Annotated in this window: 13 protein-coding genes and 1 tRNA gene; 11 read left to right on the forward strand and 3 right to left on the reverse strand. The window is 68.7% G+C overall.

Annotated elements, in window-relative coordinates; all coding sequences use genetic code 11:
* Positions 1–46: 46 nt before the first annotated feature.
* Entirely contained in the window at positions 47–1,258 is a 1,212-nt protein-coding gene (locus tag DI526_RS08380; RefSeq protein WP_304276464.1) for an MFS transporter, read from the reverse strand.
* Positions 1,259–1,646: 388 nt separating this feature from the next.
* Between DI526_RS08380 and DI526_RS08385 the strand changes: the two genes are divergently transcribed.
* From DI526_RS08385 to DI526_RS08435, 11 genes are all read left to right on the forward strand, one after another.
* Positions 1,647–1,731 (forward strand) — tRNA-Leu (locus DI526_RS08385).
* A 212-nt stretch (positions 1,732–1,943) separates the two neighbouring features.
* Positions 1,944–3,464 carry a phosphoesterase gene (locus DI526_RS08390; RefSeq protein ID WP_304276466.1) on the forward strand — a complete coding sequence of 507 codons (1,521 nt, stop codon included), beginning with the start codon at positions 1,944–1,946 and terminating at the stop codon, positions 3,462–3,464.
* 226 nt (positions 3,465–3,690) lie between these two features.
* A complete protein-coding gene (locus DI526_RS08395; protein ID WP_304276467.1) occupies positions 3,691–6,150 on the forward strand; it encodes a prolyl oligopeptidase family serine peptidase in 2,460 nt (819 codons plus the stop codon).
* Positions 6,151–6,321: 171 nt separating this feature from the next.
* Positions 6,322–8,415 carry an ATP-binding protein gene (locus DI526_RS08400; RefSeq protein ID WP_304276469.1) on the forward strand — a complete coding sequence of 698 codons (2,094 nt, stop codon included), beginning with the start codon at positions 6,322–6,324 and terminating at the stop codon, positions 8,413–8,415.
* A gap of 93 nt (positions 8,416–8,508) precedes the next feature.
* Positions 8,509–9,507 (forward strand): methionine ABC transporter ATP-binding protein, encoded by a 999-nt coding sequence (locus DI526_RS08405; protein ID WP_304276471.1) that lies wholly within the window; start codon positions 8,509–8,511, stop codon positions 9,505–9,507.
* Positions 9,504–10,178 carry a methionine ABC transporter permease gene (locus DI526_RS08410; protein WP_304276473.1) on the forward strand — a complete coding sequence of 225 codons (675 nt, stop codon included), beginning with the start codon at positions 9,504–9,506 and terminating at the stop codon, positions 10,176–10,178. Before DI526_RS08405 ends, DI526_RS08410 begins: the two co-directional genes overlap by 4 nt.
* 9 nt (positions 10,179–10,187) lie before the next feature.
* Positions 10,188–10,529: a hypothetical protein gene (locus tag DI526_RS08415; RefSeq protein ID WP_304276475.1), complete on the forward strand. Its 342-nt coding sequence runs from the start codon at positions 10,188–10,190 to the stop codon at positions 10,527–10,529.
* Positions 10,530–10,610: 81 nt separating this feature from the next.
* Positions 10,611–11,429: a MetQ/NlpA family ABC transporter substrate-binding protein gene (locus DI526_RS08420; protein ID WP_304276477.1), complete on the forward strand. Its 819-nt coding sequence runs from the start codon at positions 10,611–10,613 to the stop codon at positions 11,427–11,429.
* A gap of 184 nt (positions 11,430–11,613) precedes the next feature.
* Positions 11,614–12,345 (forward strand): GntR family transcriptional regulator, encoded by a 732-nt coding sequence (locus tag DI526_RS08425; protein ID WP_304276479.1) that lies wholly within the window; start codon positions 11,614–11,616, stop codon positions 12,343–12,345.
* A 191-nt stretch (positions 12,346–12,536) separates the two neighbouring features.
* Positions 12,537–14,915, forward strand: a complete 2,379-nt coding sequence (locus DI526_RS08430; RefSeq protein WP_304276480.1) for a TonB-dependent siderophore receptor — start codon at positions 12,537–12,539, stop codon at positions 14,913–14,915.
* Between the two features lies 1 nt (position 14,916).
* Positions 14,917–16,194, forward strand: a complete 1,278-nt coding sequence (locus tag DI526_RS08435) for an MFS transporter (RefSeq protein WP_304276482.1) — start codon at positions 14,917–14,919, stop codon at positions 16,192–16,194.
* Positions 16,195–16,262: 68 nt separating this feature from the next.
* On the opposite strand, the gene DI526_RS08440 is transcribed toward DI526_RS08435, so the two are convergent.
* A complete protein-coding gene (locus DI526_RS08440) occupies positions 16,263–16,967 on the reverse strand; it encodes a TorF family putative porin (RefSeq protein WP_304276483.1) in 705 nt (234 codons plus the stop codon).
* A 362-nt stretch (positions 16,968–17,329) separates the two neighbouring features.
* The gene (locus DI526_RS08445; RefSeq protein WP_304276485.1) at positions 17,330–18,133 is read right to left on the reverse strand and encodes an SDR family NAD(P)-dependent oxidoreductase; all 804 of its coding nucleotides are present in this window, start codon (positions 18,131–18,133) and stop codon (positions 17,330–17,332) included.
* Between the last annotated feature and the right edge of the window lie 28 nt (positions 18,134–18,161).

Genomic DNA, 18,161 nt, shown 5'->3' on the forward strand with positions numbered 1-18,161 from the left:
CCAGAATGCGGGGTGGCGCGATGCCTGGCCCGCCGCGCCCTGGACCCTACTGCGCCACTTGCTCCAGGCCGCCCGACTGCAGGCGAAGCACGACCGCGGTCAAGGCCAGCGTCAGGCCGACGACCCCGATGACGAAGAAGGCCGACAAGATCCCGTCCCCAAGCGCTCGGCTCAGGAACGGTACGAGCAATCCGCTCACGAACTGCCCGGCGGCGAACATCGTCTGCCAGACGCCGGTTCCGCGCGCCCGGACGGCGAACGGCAGGCCCCGCATGGTCCAGGTGATCAGCGTCGGCAGCAGCAGCCCGGCGCCGAACAGGCCCCCGAAGGCGGCCAGGGTGAAGGCCGCGCCGCTCTCGGCGCGTCCCATGGCCATGAAGGCGCCGCCCAGCAAGGCGAACGCGATCGCCAGCAAGGTCGGCGTGCTGCGCTGGGCGATGCGCCAGAACACCAGCGTGCCCAGCGGATTGGCCAGGCTTGCGATCGCGGCCAGCTTGCCGATCTGAGCCGGATCGGTGACGCCGAGCGCGGCCAGGGCGATGCCCTGCTGGATCGCGATCGTGTAGAAGAAGACGCTGCCGACCAGCGTCACGGCGCCGGTCACGGCCATGTGCGCCCAGGGGAAACGCGGCTTGGCTTCTCCCGCCGCCGCGGCTTGTCGATGGGGGCTCGGCTCCCAGGTCAGGAGGAGCATGGCCGGCGCGATCAACAGCGCCAGACCATAGACCGCGCTGGCCGCGCGCCAGCCGTACTGCGCGCCGATCTGCCCGCCCAGGACCAGGAACACCACGGCCGACAGGCTGGCGACCGTGCTGATGCTGGCCAACCACCGATCGCGGGCCTTGCCGTCGTAATAGTCCGCCAGCATGGTCGCGCTGAGGGTGATGATCACCGCCTCGCACAGGCCCAGCACGACGCGGCTGGCCAGGACGTGCGCGAAGTCCTTCAGGACCAGCGGCGCCATGCCGATCAGGCCATAGACCGTCACGGCGACGATCAGGGGCCAGCGCCGGCCGACGCGGTCGCCCAGCACGCCGGCCAGGATCGAGAACAGGGCGATGCAGATCGAGGGCGCGGTCAGGATGAGCGGCGTCAGGTATTGCGCCCCGGGACGAGGGCCGATCTCGGCGGCGATCGCCGGCGCCAAGGGGACCAGGAGCATCGCGCCCACGGTCGGGAGCGCCGCCTGGGCCACAAGCGGAAGGCCTTGAGCGAGACCGGCGGGGCGTCCCGCCAGCGAGGATGGGGCCGTGGACATCGATTGCTCCTAAGGGTCTCCACGGTGAAGCGCAGTGACCACACAGGATGACTCGCCGGCCGCGGGGGATCTGATGGGCCGGCCAAGCCGGCGTGCCCCCTAACAATCGTTCGCCCCTCCGGCGGCGCAAACTCGCATCGAACGCGGCTGAAGACTGACAATTACCTTATTGAAAACCGGAACTTGCCCAACCAAACCGCCGCCGGGCCAGGCGTGCGCTCAGGTTTGCGCATCAGCGGCGACGCAGCGTCGTCGCGGGCGGGCCACACCTTCGCGCCCCTGGCCTATCCGGCGACGCGTTCGTCCCCGAGCCCAGACGGGGGTCTGCGATGGCTATACAGCCTGGAAGCCTTGTGATCGCCTCTGAAACCCCTTACGCCACAAGCATGGGGACGTGGCGGAATCGGTAGACGCGCCGGACTTAAAATCCGTTGGAGCAATCCGTGTGGGTTCGAGTCCCACCGTCCCTACCAGCCGCGGCGACCTGGGCGTGCGTGCTGGTTGAAGCCGGGCCCGAACGGTGGAGGCCGGCCTCGACAGGGGGCGAGCGTCTGCGGAGGCCGGAGGACGTTATTGTCATAACCGCCGGTTAGAGCGGCCGCCGGGCTTCAGGCTGTCGGAAATCGAGCCCGTTTCGCCGCTTCTGGTGTTTCCATCGGGCGCGGACAGGCTCTAGGACGTCGTCATGCCCATGCTTTCCTCGAAAACGCGCCAAGGCGTTTCCCGCGCTGTCGTCGCCATGGTCCTGATGGCGGACGTGCTGTCGGCGACGACGGCGTTGGCCCATCCGGGGCACGCCGTAGAGCCGGTCGGGCCGCAACAACGCGCCGCGCGGCCGGCCAAGGCCTCCGAACGTCGCTGGCTGGCCGGCGACCACCACGTCCACAGCTGGTTCAGCGTGTCGGTGAAGCCCGCCGCCGACCCTTCCCAGCCCCCGATCCTGGTCAAGGCCGGGGACGCCAGCAATCCGATCACCACCAACGCCCGCATGGCGGCCAAGCATGGCCTGACCTGGATGGTGGCTACCGACCATGGCGGGCCGAACCACTCCAAGCTCAATCGGGACGAGGCCTATCCGGAGCTCCTGCGATCGCGGCGGGAGACGCCGGGCGTGCTGCAGTTCTGGGGCATGGAGCTCGACACCCCGGCGGCCGAGCACTCCAGCCTGATCCTGCCGCGCTCGGCGTCGGAGCGCGACGCGCTGTTCGGGATCGAGAGCCGCTATAATCGCCGTGAGCCCTGGCCCGCCGATCCGACGCGCGACCGGGAAGAGTTCATGCTCGACGCCCTCCGGCGCATGAAGGCGCTGCCGGAGCCGCCCGTCGTCATCGCCAACCATCCGTCGCGGTCCGCGACCGGGGTCGGTCGCTATGGCCTGGTGTCGCCGTCCGAGCTGCGGAACTGGAACGACACCGCGCCCGACGTCGCCGTCGGCATGGAGGGCGCGCCTGGCCACCAGGCGTCCGCCCTGAACCCCGACGGTTCGCTGAAGCCGAAAGGCGACCGGGGCGGCTATTCACGCGCCCCGACCATGGGCGGCTTCGACCAGATGACCGCACGGCTGGGCGGCTTCTGGGACGCCATGCTGGGCGAAGGGCGCCGCTGGTGGATCACCTCGACCTCGGACTCGCACCGCCACTACACCGACGGCGGCGAGGACTTCTGGCCCGGCGAATATTCCAAGACCTATGTGAAGGCTGCGCCAACCTACGATGACGTGCTGGACGGCCTGCGCAACGGACGGATCTTCGTGACCCTGGGCGACCTGGTTTCGGAGGTGGACGTCACGGCCATGGCCGGCGGCCGCAAGGCCGAGATCGGCGGGCGCCTGGAGGTTCCGGCGGGAAGCGACGTCACGCTCGTGATCCGCGTTCGCGATCCGGCGGGCAAGAATTTCGGCGGGCGTTCGCCGAGCGTCGCCCGGGTCGATCTGATCCAGGGCGAGGTCACAGGCCCCGCGCGCGACCGGGCGCTGGACGCCAACCCCACCACCCGCGTCGTCCGCGCCTTCACCCCCACGTCCTGGGCGCGCGAGGGCGAGGTGCTGTCGATGGTCCACGTGCTCAAGAACGTGCAGGGGCCGACCTATATCCGGGTTCGCGGGACCAATGGCGCCGAGGGTGAGCCGTCGCCGGATCCGCTGGGCGAGGAACCGTGGTCTGACCTGTGGTTCTACGCCAATCCCATCTTCATCGCCGTCAAATAGGAAAAGGCAGGGCGCGGACGATCGGCGGACGGAAGATTTCGGGCGAGAAACGAAGTTTCGTCCTCGCAATCGAAATTCGGCGGATTGTTCGAAAATCAATGCGCCAGGCTCCCCTCTTGCGGGATGTTCGTGGTGAAAATGGGTTCTCCTCTTCGTGGTCTGCGCATAATCATGCCTCTTTGAAAGGCGCCGGGTTGGGCGGCGCGCGACAGTTGAGGGGCTCTCGATGATGCAGACTTCATTCCGGCGGCGCGCCATGGCGCTGGCCGCTTCGGTGGCTTTCATTGCGCTGTCGACGAGCGCCAGCGTGGCGGCCGAGGTCTATCGCACGCCCCCCGCGCCGATCGCCCAGATCCTCGACTCGCCGCAGACGCCGGGCGTCGCCGTCAGCCCCGATCGCAAGGTCCTAGTCCAGCTGGGCCGCGAGAACCTGCCGTCGATCGCGGCGGTGTCCGATCCGATCCTTCGGCTGGCCGGCTATCGCATCAATCCGCGCACCAACGGGCCGATCGAGGCCCGCGCCAACTGGATGAACAGCCTGGCGTTCGAGGACGTCGCCACCGGCAAGGTCCGTCCGGTCAGCCTGCCCGCCGGCGCGCGCTTCATCGCGCCGAGCTGGGCGCCCGACGGTTCGAAGATGGCCTTCGTGCTCGACGCCAAGACCGGCCTGGAGCTGTGGGTCGCCGACGTGAAGACCGCCACGGCCCGCAAGGTGACCGAGCCGGTGGTCAACGCCGTGTTCGGCGGCGGCTACAGCTGGCTGCCGGACGGCTCGGGCCTGCTCGTCCAGACGATCGTCCCGGGACGCGGCGCGCCGCCGGTCGCGAGCACCACGCCGACCGGCCCGACCGTCCAGGAGTCCAAGGGGCGCGCCTCGGCGATCCGCACCTACCAGGACGTGCTGACCAACGCCCATGACGAGGCGCTGTTCGACTACTACTTCACCTCGCAGCTGACCCGCGTCAGCCTAGCCGACGGCAAGGCTACGCCCATCGGCCAGCCGGGGATCATCGCCAGCGCCTCGATCTCGCCCGACGGCCAGTACCTGCTGACCTCGCGCCTGAAGCGGCCCTACAGCTATCTGGTCCCGGCCAACCTGTTCCCGACCGAGATCGCCGTCTCGACCATCGACGGCAAGCCGGTGAAGATGATCGCCGACCGGCCGCTGGCCGACACCCTGCCGCCGGCCTTCGACGCGACCTCGACCGGCCCGCGCTCGGTCGACTGGCGCGCCGACGCCCCGGCGACCCTGGTCTGGGCCGAGGCCCAGGACGGCGGCGATCCGCGCAAGAAGGTCGCCGTGCACGACAGCGTCTTCATGCTGGCCGCGCCGTTCTCGGCCGCCCCGACCAAGCTGATCGACCTCGACCAGCGCTATCGCGGCATCGAATGGGGCAAGAGCGACTTCGCCCTGCTGACCAGCCGCTGGTGGCAGACCCGCGCCGAAAAGCGCATCGCCATCGATCCCAGCAAGCCCGGCGCCGGCCGCGTGCTGCTCGAGCGCAACTACCAGGACCGCTACAACGATCCGGGCCGCCCGGTGACCCGCCGCGACGCCCATGGCGAGGAGCTGCTGCACTTCACGCCGGACGGCAAGGCGGTGTTCGTGTTCGGCGACGGCGCCTCGGCCAAGGGCGAGTTCCCGTTCGTGGGCCGCATGGCCCTGGCCGATGGCAAGACCACCAAGCTGTGGCAAGCCGAAGCGCCGTATTACGAGGCCCCGGTCGGCCTCGCCGACGAGGCGGGCAAGACCGTGATCACGCGCCGCGAAAGCGCCAAGGATGCGCCGAACTACTTCATCCACGCGGTCGCCAAGGGGGCCAAGGCCAAGCCCCTGACCAGCTTCCCCGACCGCGCGCCGCAGTTCGCCGGCGTCACCAAGCAGACCATCACCTACAAGCGCGCCGACGGCGTGACCCTGTCGGGCGTGCTCTACCTGCCCGCCGGCTACGACAAGGCCAAGGACGGCCCGCTGCCGCTCTTGATGTGGGCCTATCCGGCCGAGTTCACCGACGCCAGCGTCGCCAGCCAGACCGTCGACGAGGGCAACCGCTTCACCCGTCCGGGCGGCATCAGCCACCTGTTCCTGCTGACGCAGGGCTATGCGATCCTCGACAACCCGGCCTTCCCGATCATCGGCCAGAACGGCGCCGAGCCGAACGACACCTATGTCGAGCAGCTGGTGGCCGACGCTCAGGCCGCCGTCGACGCGGTGGTGGCGATGGGCGTGGCTGACCGGGACAAGATCGCCGTCGGCGGCCACAGCTATGGCGCGTTCATGACCGCCAACCTGCTGGCCCACACGCGCCTGTTCCGGGCCGGCATCGCCCGCTCGGGCGCCTACAACCGCACCCTGACGCCGTTCGGCTTCCAGGCCGAACAGCGCACCTACTGGGAGGCGACCGACACCTATACGAAGATGAGCCCGTTCACCTACGCCCCGAACATCAAGGACCCGATCCTGCTGATCCACGGCGAGGCGGACGACAACCAGGGCACCTTCCCGATCCAGAGCGAGCGCTTCTATGCCGCGCTGAAGGGCGCGGGCGCGACCGTGCGCTACGTGACCCTGCCCAACGAGGCGCACGGCTACCGGGCGATGGAGTCGACCAAGCACACCCTCTGGGAAATGGTCGAGTGGATGAACAAGTACGTGAAGAACGCCCCCAAGCGCGACGCCAAGTAAGGCTCGCCAAGCCGGGATTTCCGTCACGGATCAGCCAACACCCCGGGGTCCGAAAGGGCCTCGGGGCGGTTCCGCTTCCATATGTCGCAGGCGCTCGGCGTCTTGATAAGGGAGAGTGCATAGCCGCAGTGCTAGGTCGGATACGGTGGCTTTTGGAGAGACGCGCCGTTCATGAGTCGGACATCCGCTCACCGCGCCTTTCGGCGAACGATGAACCTGATCGCCGGCGGCGAGTCGCTGGCGAGGGCGCTGGAGGCCATCGTCCAGGCGGTCGAGGCCGAGGACCCAACCATCGTTTGCAGCATCCTGCTGCTTGACGCCGAGCGCTGCCGCTTGACGCTGGGCGCCGCGCCCAGCCTGCCGGATTTCTACAACGCGGCGATCGAGGGTATCGAAATCGGCCCCGCCGTCGGGTCCTGCGGCACGGCGGCCTATTTCGGCGAACGCGTGGTCGTCGAGGACATCCAGTCCAATCCTCTGTGGTCCGAGTTCAAGGAACTGGCGGCCCGGGCGGGGCTGGCGGCGTGCTGGTCGCAGCCGGTCAAGGCTCCGGATGGGACGGTGGTCGGCACCTTCGCGATCTACCATCGCAAGATCGCCCGGCCGGACGAGGAAGACATCGCCTTCATCGAGGCGGCGGCCGACCTGGTAGCCCTCGCGATCGACCGGCGCCGCGCCGAACAGGAACTGGCGGCCAGCGAGGTTCGAGCGCGGCTCGCGGCCCAACAGGCCCTGGACACCGCTCAGAACCTGTCGAGCTTCTTCGACGTGTCGGCCGACCTGATGTGCATCCGCGACATGGACGGGCGTTTCGTCAAGGTGAACAGCGCCTGGGAAGCGGTGCTGGGCTATCCGGTCGAGACGCTGCAGGGCGAGCCCTTGCTGTCGCTGCTGCATCCCGACGACCTCGCCGCGACGCGCGAGAACATGGATCGGGCCGAGAGCGAAGGCGACGTCAACGGCTTCGTCAACCGCTATCGCCGCGCGGACGGCTCCTACCGGCAGCTGGAATGGCGCGCCCGGCGGCGCGGCGGGCTGGTGTTCGGTGTCGCGCGGGACGTCACCGAGCGCTGTCGCATCGAGTCGGAGATGGCCGAAGCGCGCAACGCGGCCGAGGCCGCCAATCGGGCCAAGAACGACTTCCTGGCCAATATGAGCCATGAAATCCGCACACCGCTGAACGGCGTCATCGGCATCGCCGCCGCGCTCCGTCAGACCTCCCTCACGCCACAGCAGGCCGAGATGGTCGCCCTGATCCGCCGCTCCGGCGAGACGCTTGAACGGCTGGTGTCGGATATTCTCGATGTCGCCAAGATCGAGGCGGGGCAGATGACGATCCAGCCTCAGGCCTTCGATTTGGATGCGGTGCTGGACGGCCTGCTCGACGTGGCGCGGCTGCGGGCCGAGGAAAAGGGTGTCGACCTCCGTGTCGAGCGCGCCGCCGCGGCGCGAGGCGCCTTCGTGGGCGACAGCGTGCGGATCGGCCAGGTGCTGAACAACCTGCTGTCCAACGCCATCAAGTTCACCGACCAGGGCGAGGTGATCGTCCGGATCGACGTCGACGACTCCGGTGAGAGTCAGGTCGCGCGCCTCTGCGTCGAGGTCGAGGATACGGGCGTCGGCTTCGCCGCGGACAAGGCCGAGACCATCTTTCAACGCTTCAGCCAGGCCGATGGCACGATCACCCGCCGGTTCGGCGGCTCGGGTCTTGGCCTCTCGATCAGCCGGACGCTGGTCGAGATGATGGGCGGGGAGATCACGGCGTCGTCGCGGCCGGGTGTCGGCAGCTTGTTCCGGGTGGTCCTGCCGCTGGAGCGGACAGTCGTCGAGGCCGCCCCCGACCCCTGCGACACCGTTGTTCTCGACGTGCGAACCGAGGGGCTGCGGGTGCTGCTGGCGGAAGACCATCCGATCAACCAGCGCGTCGTTCAGCTGATCCTGGAGCCCTGCGGGGCGGCGGTGACCGTGGTCGAGAACGGGGCCGAGGCCGTCGAGGCCCTCTCGACCGGCGCCTACGACGTGGTGCTGATGGACATGCAGATGCCGGTCATGGATGGCCTGGCGGCGACGCGCGCCATCCGCGACAACGAGGCCCCGGGCCGGCGCACGCCGATCATCATGCTCAGCGCCAATGCCATGGCCAGTCACCGCGAGGACGCCTTGACCGCCGGGGCCGACCTGCATGTGGCAAAGCCGATCACGGTGGCGGCCTTGCTCGACGGCATCGGCCAGGTGATGAGCCCCGCGTTGCGTCGCGCGGGCTGACGACGCGGGTTTCCCTTCACCTTTGCCGGCTGAACGCCTAAATCGGGCGGCCTGCGGCCCTGGGCCGCGAGACCTCCGTTTGGACTTGGCCGCGTGATCACCTTCCAGGACGTTTCGAAGACCTATGGCCAGGGCGGCCATGTCGCCTTGCGCGAGGTGTCGCTGTCGGTGGGCGCGGGCGAGGTGTTCGGCGTGATCGGCGCGTCGGGCGCGGGCAAGTCGACCCTGATCCGGCTGATCAATGGTCTTGAGACGCCAACCGGCGGTCGGGTGGTCGTCGACGGCGACGACGTGTCGGCCCTGGGCGTCGAGGGGCTGCGCGCCCTGCGCCGCCGGGTCGGGATGATCTTCCAGCACTTCAACCTGCTGTCGGGCAAGACCGTCGCCCAGAACGTCGCCTTCCCGCTGAAGCTGGCCGGCCGTCCCGCCGCCGAGGTCAAGGCGCGCACGGCCGAACTGCTGGAGCGCGTGGGCCTATCCGCCCACGCCGACAAGTATCCGGCCCAGCTGTCCGGCGGTCAGAAACAGCGCGTCGGCATCGCCCGCGCTCTCGCCACCGCGCCGAAGGTGCTGCTGTGCGACGAGGCCACCAGCGCCCTCGATCCCGAGACCACCGAGCAGATTCTCGACCTGATCTCCGGCCTGAACCGGGAGCTTGGCCTGACCATCGTGCTGATCACCCACGAGATGGACGTGGTCCGGCGGGTCTGCGATCGCGTGGCCGTGCTGGAAGCCGGCCGCGTGGTGGAAGAGGGCGCCGTCGAGGACGTCTTCCTGCATCCGGCCAGCGACACCGCCCGCCGCTTCGTGCGCGAGGCCGACGGCGAGGCGGCGGCCGCGCCCGGCGTCGGCGGCCGCCTGGTGCGCCTCACCTTCAAGGGCGAGGCGACCTACAAGCCGGTGCTGGGCGAGGTCGCCCGCGCCACCGGCGTCGACTATTCGATCCTGGGTGGCCGCATCCACCGGCTGCGCGAGACGCCCTACGGCCAGCTGACCCTGGCCCTGACCGGCGGCGATGTCGCCGCCGCGATCGCTCAGTTCGAGGCGTCCGGCGTTCGGATCGACGACCTGACCGGGGAGGCCGCCCGATGAGCGCCGGAACCTTCGACTTCTCGAACGTGGATTGGAGCGAGATCGCCCAGGCCACGCTGGACACCCTGGCCATGCTGGGCGGCTCCATGGTGCTGACCATCGCCCTGGGCCTGCCGCTGGGCGTGATCCTGTTCCTGACCGGCAAGGGCCAGATGCTGGAGAACCGCCTGGCCAACGGCGCGCTGTCGCTGCTGGTCAACATCCTGCGCTCGGTGCCGTTCGTGATCCTGCTGATCGTGATGATCCCGCTGACCGTGGCCCTGGTCGGCACCTCGCTGGGCGTGGCCGGCGCGATTCCGCCGCTGGTCGCGGGCGCCGCGCCGTTCTTCGCCCGCCTGGTCGAGACCGCCCTGCGCGAGGTCGACAAGGGCGTGGTCGAGGCCAGCTTCGCCATGGGGGCCAAGCGGCGGCAGGTGGTGCTGGGCGCGCTATTGCCCGAGGCCCTGCCGGGCCTGATCGCCGCGGCGACCGTCACCGCCATCGCGCTCGTGGGCTACACCGCCATGGCCGGCGTGGTCGGCGCGGGCGGCCTGGGAGACCTGGCCGTGCGCTTCGGTTACCAGCGCTTCCAGACGGACGTGATGGTCGTGACCGTGGTGCTGATGCTGGTGCTGGTGCAAGTGCTGCAGATGGTCGGCGACGCGGTGGTGCGCCGCGTTTCGAACAAGTAGGAGCGGGCCATGACCGACGAACACATCGAAACCCACTGGGACCCCGCCTTCGCCGCGACCCTGATCGGCAAGACCCTGCTGATGAACCTGACCTTCCTCGACGACGACGGCGAAGTGGTCGAGCGCCAGCAGTTCTTCGGCGTGGTGATCGACGCCGACGAGGGGGAGGGGATCGTCCTCGACCTCCTGGGCGAACACGATGGCGACACCTATACGCTGCCGCCGCAGACCTCGGCCATCAAGGCGGCCGAGCCGGGCGTGATCAGCCTGGGCGGCGACAAGCCCGACTTCGTGGCCAGCTGGATCATCCACGGCGAACCGGAGCCGGAAGCGGCCAACGACATCGAATAGGCGAGCCTGGCGGACCTCTCAGGAAATCTGATTTCCTCGTCTTGCCGTATCAGGGCAAAAGCCTACCTCTACGATCGCCTTATGGAGCCGTTCATGGCCGCCCGCCGCGCTGTTCTCGTCCTCGGTCTCGCCGCCATGACCCTCGCGGCTTGCGGTCCCAAGACGCCCAAGGCCAGCGACCCCAACACCCTGACCGTCGCGGCCACGGCCATCCCGCACGCCGAGGTGCTGGAGTTCATCAAGCCGAAGCTGGCGGCCGAGGGGCTGAACCTGCATATCAAGGTCTTCAACGACTACGTCCAGCCCAACGTCCAGGTGGCCGAGAAGCGGATCGATGTCAGCTATTTCGAGACCCTGCCGTACCTGGAGACCTTCAACCGCGACAAGGGCACGAACCTGATTCCGATCCAGGGCGTCCACGTCGAGCCGATCGGGACCTATTCGGCCAAGTGGAAGTCGATCGCCGAGGTTCCGACCGGCGCCACGATCGCCATCCCGAACGACGCCAGCACCGAGGGCCGAGCCCTGATCCTGCTGGCCAAGAACGGCGTCATCGGCCTCAAGGACCCGGCCAACGCCCTGTCGAGCCTGAAGGACATCACCAGCAATCCCAAGGACCTGAAGTTCAAGGAGCTGGAGGCGCCGTCGCTGCCCCGCGTGCTGAACCAGGTCGACCTGGCGGTGATCAACACCAACTACGCCCTCGACGCCAAGCTGAACCCCAGCAAGGACGCCCTGATCATCGAGGACAAGACCAGCCCCTACGTGAACTACCTGGTCGGCCGTCCGGACAACAAGGATGACCCGCGGGTGAAGAAGCTGGCCGCGGCGCTGACCTCACCGGAGGTGAAGGCCTTCATCGAGAAGAAGTATTCCGGCGCGGTGGTGCCGGCGTTCTAGGGGCAGGCTCTGCTCCCCCTCTGGGGGAGCTCTCACGAAGTGACTGAGGGGGGCTAATGCGGGATAGACCGAGCTGCCCCCTCCGGCCCGCTGTGCCACCTCCTCCTGAGGGGGAGGAGAGGATTTTGTAGCGCCCTCTAACATTTCAGCCTACCTATCAGCGCTCGCACGCCTCGGAGTCTCCATGGCCTCGCCTTCGCTGAAGTCGCCCGCCGATCGTCGGCTGGTGCTGGACGTCGCCAATTCCTCCGGCCTTGAGGACTGGGCGCCCGACCTGCAGAAGACAAAGGTCTACGAGCAGATCCTGCTGGACCTGATCCTCGGCGAGTTGAAGGCCGGGTCGCGCCTGGACGAGCAGTCGCTGGCCGCGCGTTACGAGGCTGGGCTGGCGGGCGTGCGCGACGCCCTGGGGCGGCTGGCGCTGGAGGGCCTCGTCATGCGCCGCGCGCGATCGGGCACCATGGTGGCGCCGCTGGATCTGGTGGAGCTGCGCCAGGGCTATGAGGCCCGCGTGCTGATCGAGCCGCATTGCGCCGCCCTGGCGGCCCGCAACGCCTCCAAGGCCGAGGCCCAGGCCATGTACGACGTCTTCGCGGACGGGGAGGCGGCCGCGCGAACCTGCGACCTGCCGGCGCTGGTCGCCATGGACCTGCGCTTCCACGCCGCCGTCGCCCGGGCCTCCGGCAACCTAGCCCTGGCCCGCATTCTCATCCCGCTGCAGCACAAGGCGGCGCGGTTCTGGGTGTTCTCGTTCAACGGCGCCAGCGAGCAGGAGCTGATCGACGAGATCGAAGAGCACCGCGAGGTCGCCCGCGTCATCGGTGGCGGCGACGCCGAAGCCTCGCGCGCGGCGATGCTGCGAATCCTGAATGTCCAGCCCGAAGCCCAGACCCGGCCACACGTCGGCGCGGCCTGATACGCACCTCCCGCCCCGCCAGTTCGCGGGCGCGCCCTTTCGTCGCAATTTCCGCTGAGTGACCTGAGACTTCGACGCCACACCCTCTTCGTAATCCCTTCTGAAATGTCAGAAGGGATTTTGACGATCATCAAGGGATCACCAGATATCGGGGCCGCAACCGCCGAGCTTCGGCGCAAGGACCCGATGCGATGCGAACCCTGCTGCTGTCCGTAAGCCTGCTGGCCCTGGCCGCCGGAACCGCGCGCGCCGAGACTCAGGTGGCCGACCAGGTCGATGCGGTGGTGATCGTCGCCCGCGACAAGGCCGGCCTGCTGGAGAAGGCGCCCAGCCACACGGTGTTCGGGATCGACAAGCCGCTGATCGAGACGCCGCGCTCGGCCAGCCTGGTCAGCGACCTGACGCTGGAGCGCTACGGCGTCGAGACCCTGGACGACGCCACCAAGGTCGCGCCCGGGACCCACACCGCCAGCTTCTACGGCGTGCCCGGGTCGCTGAACATCCGCGGGGCCCTGGCCGAGAACTATTTCCGCGGCTTCAAGCGCGTCGAGAACCGCGGAACCTATTCGACCCCGATCGGCGGCGCGGCGCGTCTGGAGATCCTGCGCGGCCCGCCGACGCCGGTCTATGGCGCGGGCAAGGTCGGGGGTCTCGTCAACTTCATCCCGAAGTCGGCCCGCGACGAGGGGCGCTTCCTAGCCGAGCCGGAAGGGGAGGTGACCGCCACCTTCGGCAGCTACAACAAGAAGCTGGTCACCGGCCAGTTCGGCGCGCCCGTCACGCTCGGGCCGGCGGAAGGCGGCGTCTGGGTCTATGGCGAGGCCGAGGACAGCCACAGCTACTATCGCGGGATCTACCCGCGTCACCAGACTCTGGAGGCGTCGGCCGACTTCGATCTCGGCGATGGATGGAGCACGGCCTTCGGCGGCATGGCCTTCCACAGCGACGGCGACGTGCAGACGCCGGGCTGGAACCGCCTGACCCAGGACCTGATCGACCACCGGACCTATGTCACCGGCCGCGACACGACGCTGAAGGACGCCAACGGCGACGGGAAGCTGACGCCGAACGAGATCGGGGCGTATCCGTACGCCAGCGCGCTCTACCTGCCGTACTACGGATATCCCACGACGGACGCGGTCCACACGCTGGATGTCGGCGTCGGGACGACCAAGCTCGACCGTCGGACGGTCTATATCAGCCCGGCCGACTTCTCGAAGACCAACACCCAGACGCTGTATTTCGACCTCGCCAAGGACCTGGGCGGCGAGCGGTCGCTGACCCTGCAGCTGTTCCATGATCGCCAGGACAACAGGCGCTTCGTCAGTTACGGCTATCCCTCGGCGATCGACGCCAAGGTCAGCGAGGTCCGCCTGACCTACGCCTTCCCGACGGACCTAGGCCCTGTTCGCGCGCGGACCCTGACGGGCGTCTCGCACCGCTGGTTCGAGGGGCGCCGGCGCGAGAGCTACAACAGCGGCCTGATCGCGCTCGATCGCCGCGACATCAGCTTCGGCGCCACCGCCACCGACACGATCGACAGCCCCTTCGACGACGAGCCCGGCGGCGTGCGCTGGGAGAACGACAACCGCTCGAGCTGGAAGGAGACGGGCGCCTTCGTCACCTCGGACATTGTCGCCGGCCGTTGGAACCTCGTCTTGGGCGGCCGCTGGGACCACTATTCGGTCGAGAGCCAGGACACCGGCTTCCTCAGCTACACGGTGGCGGGACGCCAGGCGGCGGACCGCGACAAGGCGACCTGGAGCGCCAGCCTGACCTACAAGCTGCCGGTCGGCCTGATGCCCTACGCCAGCTACGCCAAGGCCTCGGCGCTGGAGATGAGCCAGGCGGGCGATATCGCGCCGGGCCTGGTGGCCGACGGCTCCTGGCTGTCGAGCTCGGACCTGTCCGAGGCGGGCGTGAAGTTCCAGCTGCTGCGCGGGACTCTGATCGGCTCGCTGGCCGCCTACCGCCAGAGCCGCACCCAGATCGCCGGCGCGATCTCGCCACCGACCGTGCAGGGCCTGCGCTCGAAGGGCGTCGAGCTGGAGGTGCGCTGGCTGGCGTCGGAGCAGCTGTCGTTCACCTTCGCGGGCAACAATCAGCGCACGACGGTCAAGGGGCCGGACACGTCGTTCCAATATATCCCGGCCTATACGGTGGGCGTTTCGGGTGCCCAGGGCTACGGCGGCTCCTACGTGGTCTGGAGCTTCGCCGGCCTGCCGGGGCGCGGCGGCGACTACGCCTACACCCTGATCCCGAAGTCGGTGCTCAGCCTCTATGGGACCTACACCGGCAAGGCCCAGGAGTGGGGACAGGCGGGCGCGACCGTGGGCGTCAGCCATGTCGGCCGCACGGCCGGCACGGTGCAGAACGCGGTGCGCTATCCAAGCTACGAAGTGTTCAATGCGTCGGCGTTCGTCAGCCGCGGGCCTTACACCTTGTCCGTCAATGTCGATAACCTGTTCGACACGTTCTATGTAACGCCAGACGCCGACACCTACGCCAATCTCGGCGCCTTGCCGGGCAAGGGGAGGGAGTGGCGGGCCACCCTGAAGCGGACGTTCTGATTTGACCCGACCCGACGACCGCTTCCGTCCCTGGCTGCTGCTGGCGGCGTTCAGCCTGCTGCTGTTCCTGATCACCGCCTCGACCTACGGCTCGCTGGGCGTGGTCTTGCCGGCGATGATCGGCGAGCTGAAATGGAGCTTCGAGAAGGCGTTCCTGGGCTTCTCCGTGCTGGGGGTCTTCACCGGCGCCTCGTCCTGGCTGCCAGCCATCCTGATCCGCCGGATCGGCGTGCGCGGGACGCTGTTGGCCGGCGCGGCGGTGCTGGCGGCGGGCTTTGTCGGCATCGCCAACGCCGAGAGCCTGATCAGTTACTACGTCGGGGCCGCGGCCTGCGGCGTCGGCTTCCAGATGGCGGCGTTGATCCCGGGCACCCACGTGCTGTCGTCGCTGTTTAAGAAGCGCGCCCTGCCGTTCGGAATCTACTTCACCTTCGGCTCGCTGGGCGGGGCGGCGGGGCCGTGGATGGCCTTGACGCTGATGGGCGCCAGCGGCGGCGACTGGCGTGAATACTGGCTGGTCCAGGCCGTCCTCTCGGCGGTGGTCGGCCTTGTCTGCGCCCTGATGGTCGGCGGCTCGAAGTGGCTCGCGGCGGCGGCGCACGAGGTCGATCTCGAGGTCGAGCAGGAGGCCCGCGAGGCGCCCGCCACCGCGCGCGTCTACCGCACGCCCTACGAATGGACCGTGCCCCAGGCGCTGCGCACCCCGCAGTTCTACGTGCTGGTCGCGGCCTATTTCAGCCACCTCTTGGTGGGGGTCACGGTGGCCAGCGTCTCGGTCACCCACCTGACGGAGCTTGGCGTCGCCGCGGGCGTCGGGGCGGTCGCCGCCGGCGCGCTGGCGGCCAAGATGCTGAGCCTGGAGTCGCTGATGCAGACCCTGGCCCGGCTGGGCGGCGGCGCGCTGGGCGACCGCGTCGATCCGCGCTGGCTGCTGGTCTTCGCCCAAGGGATGCTGGTCGCCGGCCTGCTGGCCCTGGCCCAGGCGGCGACGCCGGTCCTGATGCTGGTCTATGCGATCGGGACAGGCGTCGGCTTTGGCCTGACGGTGTTGGCGGTCACCGTGCTGCTGCTGAACTACTACGGCCGTCAGAGCAATCTGGAGCTCTTCTCGCTGACCTGCCTGGTCGGCGCGGTCTCGGCGGCGGGGCCGTTCGTGGCCGGCGCCATGCGCGACAGGCTGGGTGGCTTTTCGCCGACCTTCCAGCTGTTCGCGGCGGTGACGGCGGTGGTGTTCGTGGCGGTGCTGCTGATGCGGCCGCCCAAGTCGCCGGGCGCCTGATCTCGCAAAAGAAAAGCCGCCCCGGCGAACCGAGGCGGCTTCCTGTATCTACCCTGGGAAGACCCGGTTTAGAACGCGGCCTTCAGGCTGACAGCGACGCGGCTGTCATAGATGTTGCCCAGGCTGTGCTCGTCGGTGTCGAAGTAGCGCAGATCCGCCGACAGGTGGTCGGTCAGGGCGTAGCTGACGCCGAGGTTCCAGGTGGTGTAGTCCTTGTAGTTCTTGATCGCCTGACGGCCGAGCGCGCCGCTCAGGGTGATCTTCTTGGCGATCGGCACGGCGGCGTTGCCTTCGACGTAGGTCGCGCTACCGCCCTTGGCCGGGAATTCCGGCGAATAGTAGACGGCGGCGCCCAGGGTGGCCGGGCCGAAGGTGCGCGAGGCCGCGGCCTTCACTTCGACATAGCTGAACGAACCGAGGCCCGTGTCGCTGGCGCCGCCCTTGTCCTTCGAGTAACCGTAATACAGGACGCCGAAGTCCAGCGAGGTGTCGCCGACGGTCGGGCGCACGCCCGCATAGAGGTCGATCTCGGCCGACGGATCCTTGGTGCCGAAGTCGACGTTCGAGGCCCAAACGCCCGCGTAGCCGACGCCGTAGGTCAGGTCGACGCCGCCTTGGACCGCGGGATCTTCCTGGGTCTGGCTGACGCCGCGGAAGACATAGTCGCTGGTCACGCCGACGTTGTAGGAGAGCTTCAGCTCCTGCGCCATCGCGGCGCCGCTGAGGGCGACGGTGGCCGCAGCGGCGGCGAGCGCAATCTTCATGGCTTTCATTAACTTATCCCCTTCTGTGTGTCGTCCCGGGTTGGCTCCCGAGCCCCGACGCGCCTGCAAGCGCAATTGCGTCCCCAGCCGATTAGCCAAGGCCGCGCGCTTTGATGCAATTGGGGCGTGCGAAGCGCCAGCGAGAAGGGCGCCTCGCGGCTAAAGTTTAGGCATAGTGTGACGATTTTGCTTCAGAACGGACGTGAATACGCAACAGGCGACACAAAGTGAAAACCGGCTTGGACCGTGGCGTCTTGTTCACAGCCGCGGCGCGAGTCTCCGCCGCGCGCGGCCATGCCTTGGCCCGGCCCGATCTGCTTCGTCAGAGCGGTTCGTGTCGCCTTGGCGTCTCGCGCTTGACCTGGAGCCGCCTACCGCATCCCCAGGCTGGCGCCGCCCAGGTGCAGGCCGGCGTCGACCAGCAGGGTCTCGCCGGTGACATGCCGCGCGGCGGGTGAGGCCAGGAACACGGCGGCGCCGGCGACGTCCTCGGCGGTCGAGGCGACCTTCAGCGGCGTAGCGGCCGCCGCGCCGGTCCGCAGGCGATCGACCCGCTCGGCGTCCATCGCCTTGCCGAACCAGGGCGTGTCGATGAAGCCGGGGCAGATCGCATTGACGCGGATGCGGGGCGCCAGGGCGCGGGCCAGCGACAGGGTCATGGTCGTCATGGCGCCCTTGGAGGCCGCGTAGGGCACCGACGAGCCGTTGCCGACGACGCCCGCGATCGAGGCGGTGTTGACCACCGCGCCGGGCGCCGGCGCCGCCTCCAGCAGCGACCGGGCCGCGCGCACCATCTGGAAGGCGCCGACGACGTTGACCGAATAGAGGCGCAGGAAGTCCTCGGCGTTGACGGCGTCGAGATCGGCGTGGTTCGGCGCGAACTTGGTGACGCCGGCGTTGTTGAACAGGGCGTCGATGCGGCCGGTGGCGGCGGCGGCCTCGGCGATCTTGCGGCAGTCTTCGTCCTGGGCGACATCGCCCTGGACCAGCGCGGCCTTGGCGCCCTCCGCTTCGACGAGCCGGGCGGTCTCCTCGGCCTCTTCGGCGCTGCGCGCGTAGTTGACGACGACAAGTCCGGCGCCTCGGCGGGCGGTCTCGACCGCCATAGCCCGGCCAAGACCCGTGGAGGCTCCGGTGATCACCACGGTGAAGCCGTCGAAGTCGCGTCCCAGCATGGCCTTCTCTCCCCAAACGTCTGTTTGA

The organism is Caulobacter segnis (assembly GCF_003243465.1).
Classification (GTDB): Bacteria; Pseudomonadota; Alphaproteobacteria; order Caulobacterales; family Caulobacteraceae; genus Caulobacter; species Caulobacter segnis_A.

Bases quoted from the DNA above. Each gene is read 5' to 3' on its own strand.
- DI526_RS08380 (WP_304276464.1), bottom strand. From the start codon at position 1,258: ATGTCCACGGCCCCATCCTCGCTGGCGGGACGCCCCGCCGGTCTCGCT.
- DI526_RS08390 (WP_304276466.1), top strand. From the start codon at position 1,944: ATGCCCATGCTTTCCTCGAAAACGCGCCAAGGCGTTTCCCGCGCTGTC.
- DI526_RS08395 (WP_304276467.1), top strand. From the start codon at position 3,691: ATGATGCAGACTTCATTCCGGCGGCGCGCCATGGCGCTGGCCGCTTCG.
- DI526_RS08400 (WP_304276469.1), top strand. From the start codon at position 6,322: ATGAGTCGGACATCCGCTCACCGCGCCTTTCGGCGAACGATGAACCTG.
- DI526_RS08410 (WP_304276473.1), top strand. From the start codon at position 9,504: ATGAGCGCCGGAACCTTCGACTTCTCGAACGTGGATTGGAGCGAGATC.
- DI526_RS08415 (WP_304276475.1), top strand. From the start codon at position 10,188: ATGACCGACGAACACATCGAAACCCACTGGGACCCCGCCTTCGCCGCG.
- DI526_RS08420 (WP_304276477.1), top strand. From the start codon at position 10,611: ATGGAGCCGTTCATGGCCGCCCGCCGCGCTGTTCTCGTCCTCGGTCTC.
- DI526_RS08425 (WP_304276479.1), top strand. From the start codon at position 11,614: ATGGCCTCGCCTTCGCTGAAGTCGCCCGCCGATCGTCGGCTGGTGCTG.
- DI526_RS08430 (WP_304276480.1), top strand. From the start codon at position 12,537: ATGCGAACCCTGCTGCTGTCCGTAAGCCTGCTGGCCCTGGCCGCCGGA.
- DI526_RS08440 (WP_304276483.1), bottom strand. From the start codon at position 16,967: ATGAAAGCCATGAAGATTGCGCTCGCCGCCGCTGCGGCCACCGTCGCC.
- DI526_RS08445 (WP_304276485.1), bottom strand. From the start codon at position 18,133: ATGCTGGGACGCGACTTCGACGGCTTCACCGTGGTGATCACCGGAGCC.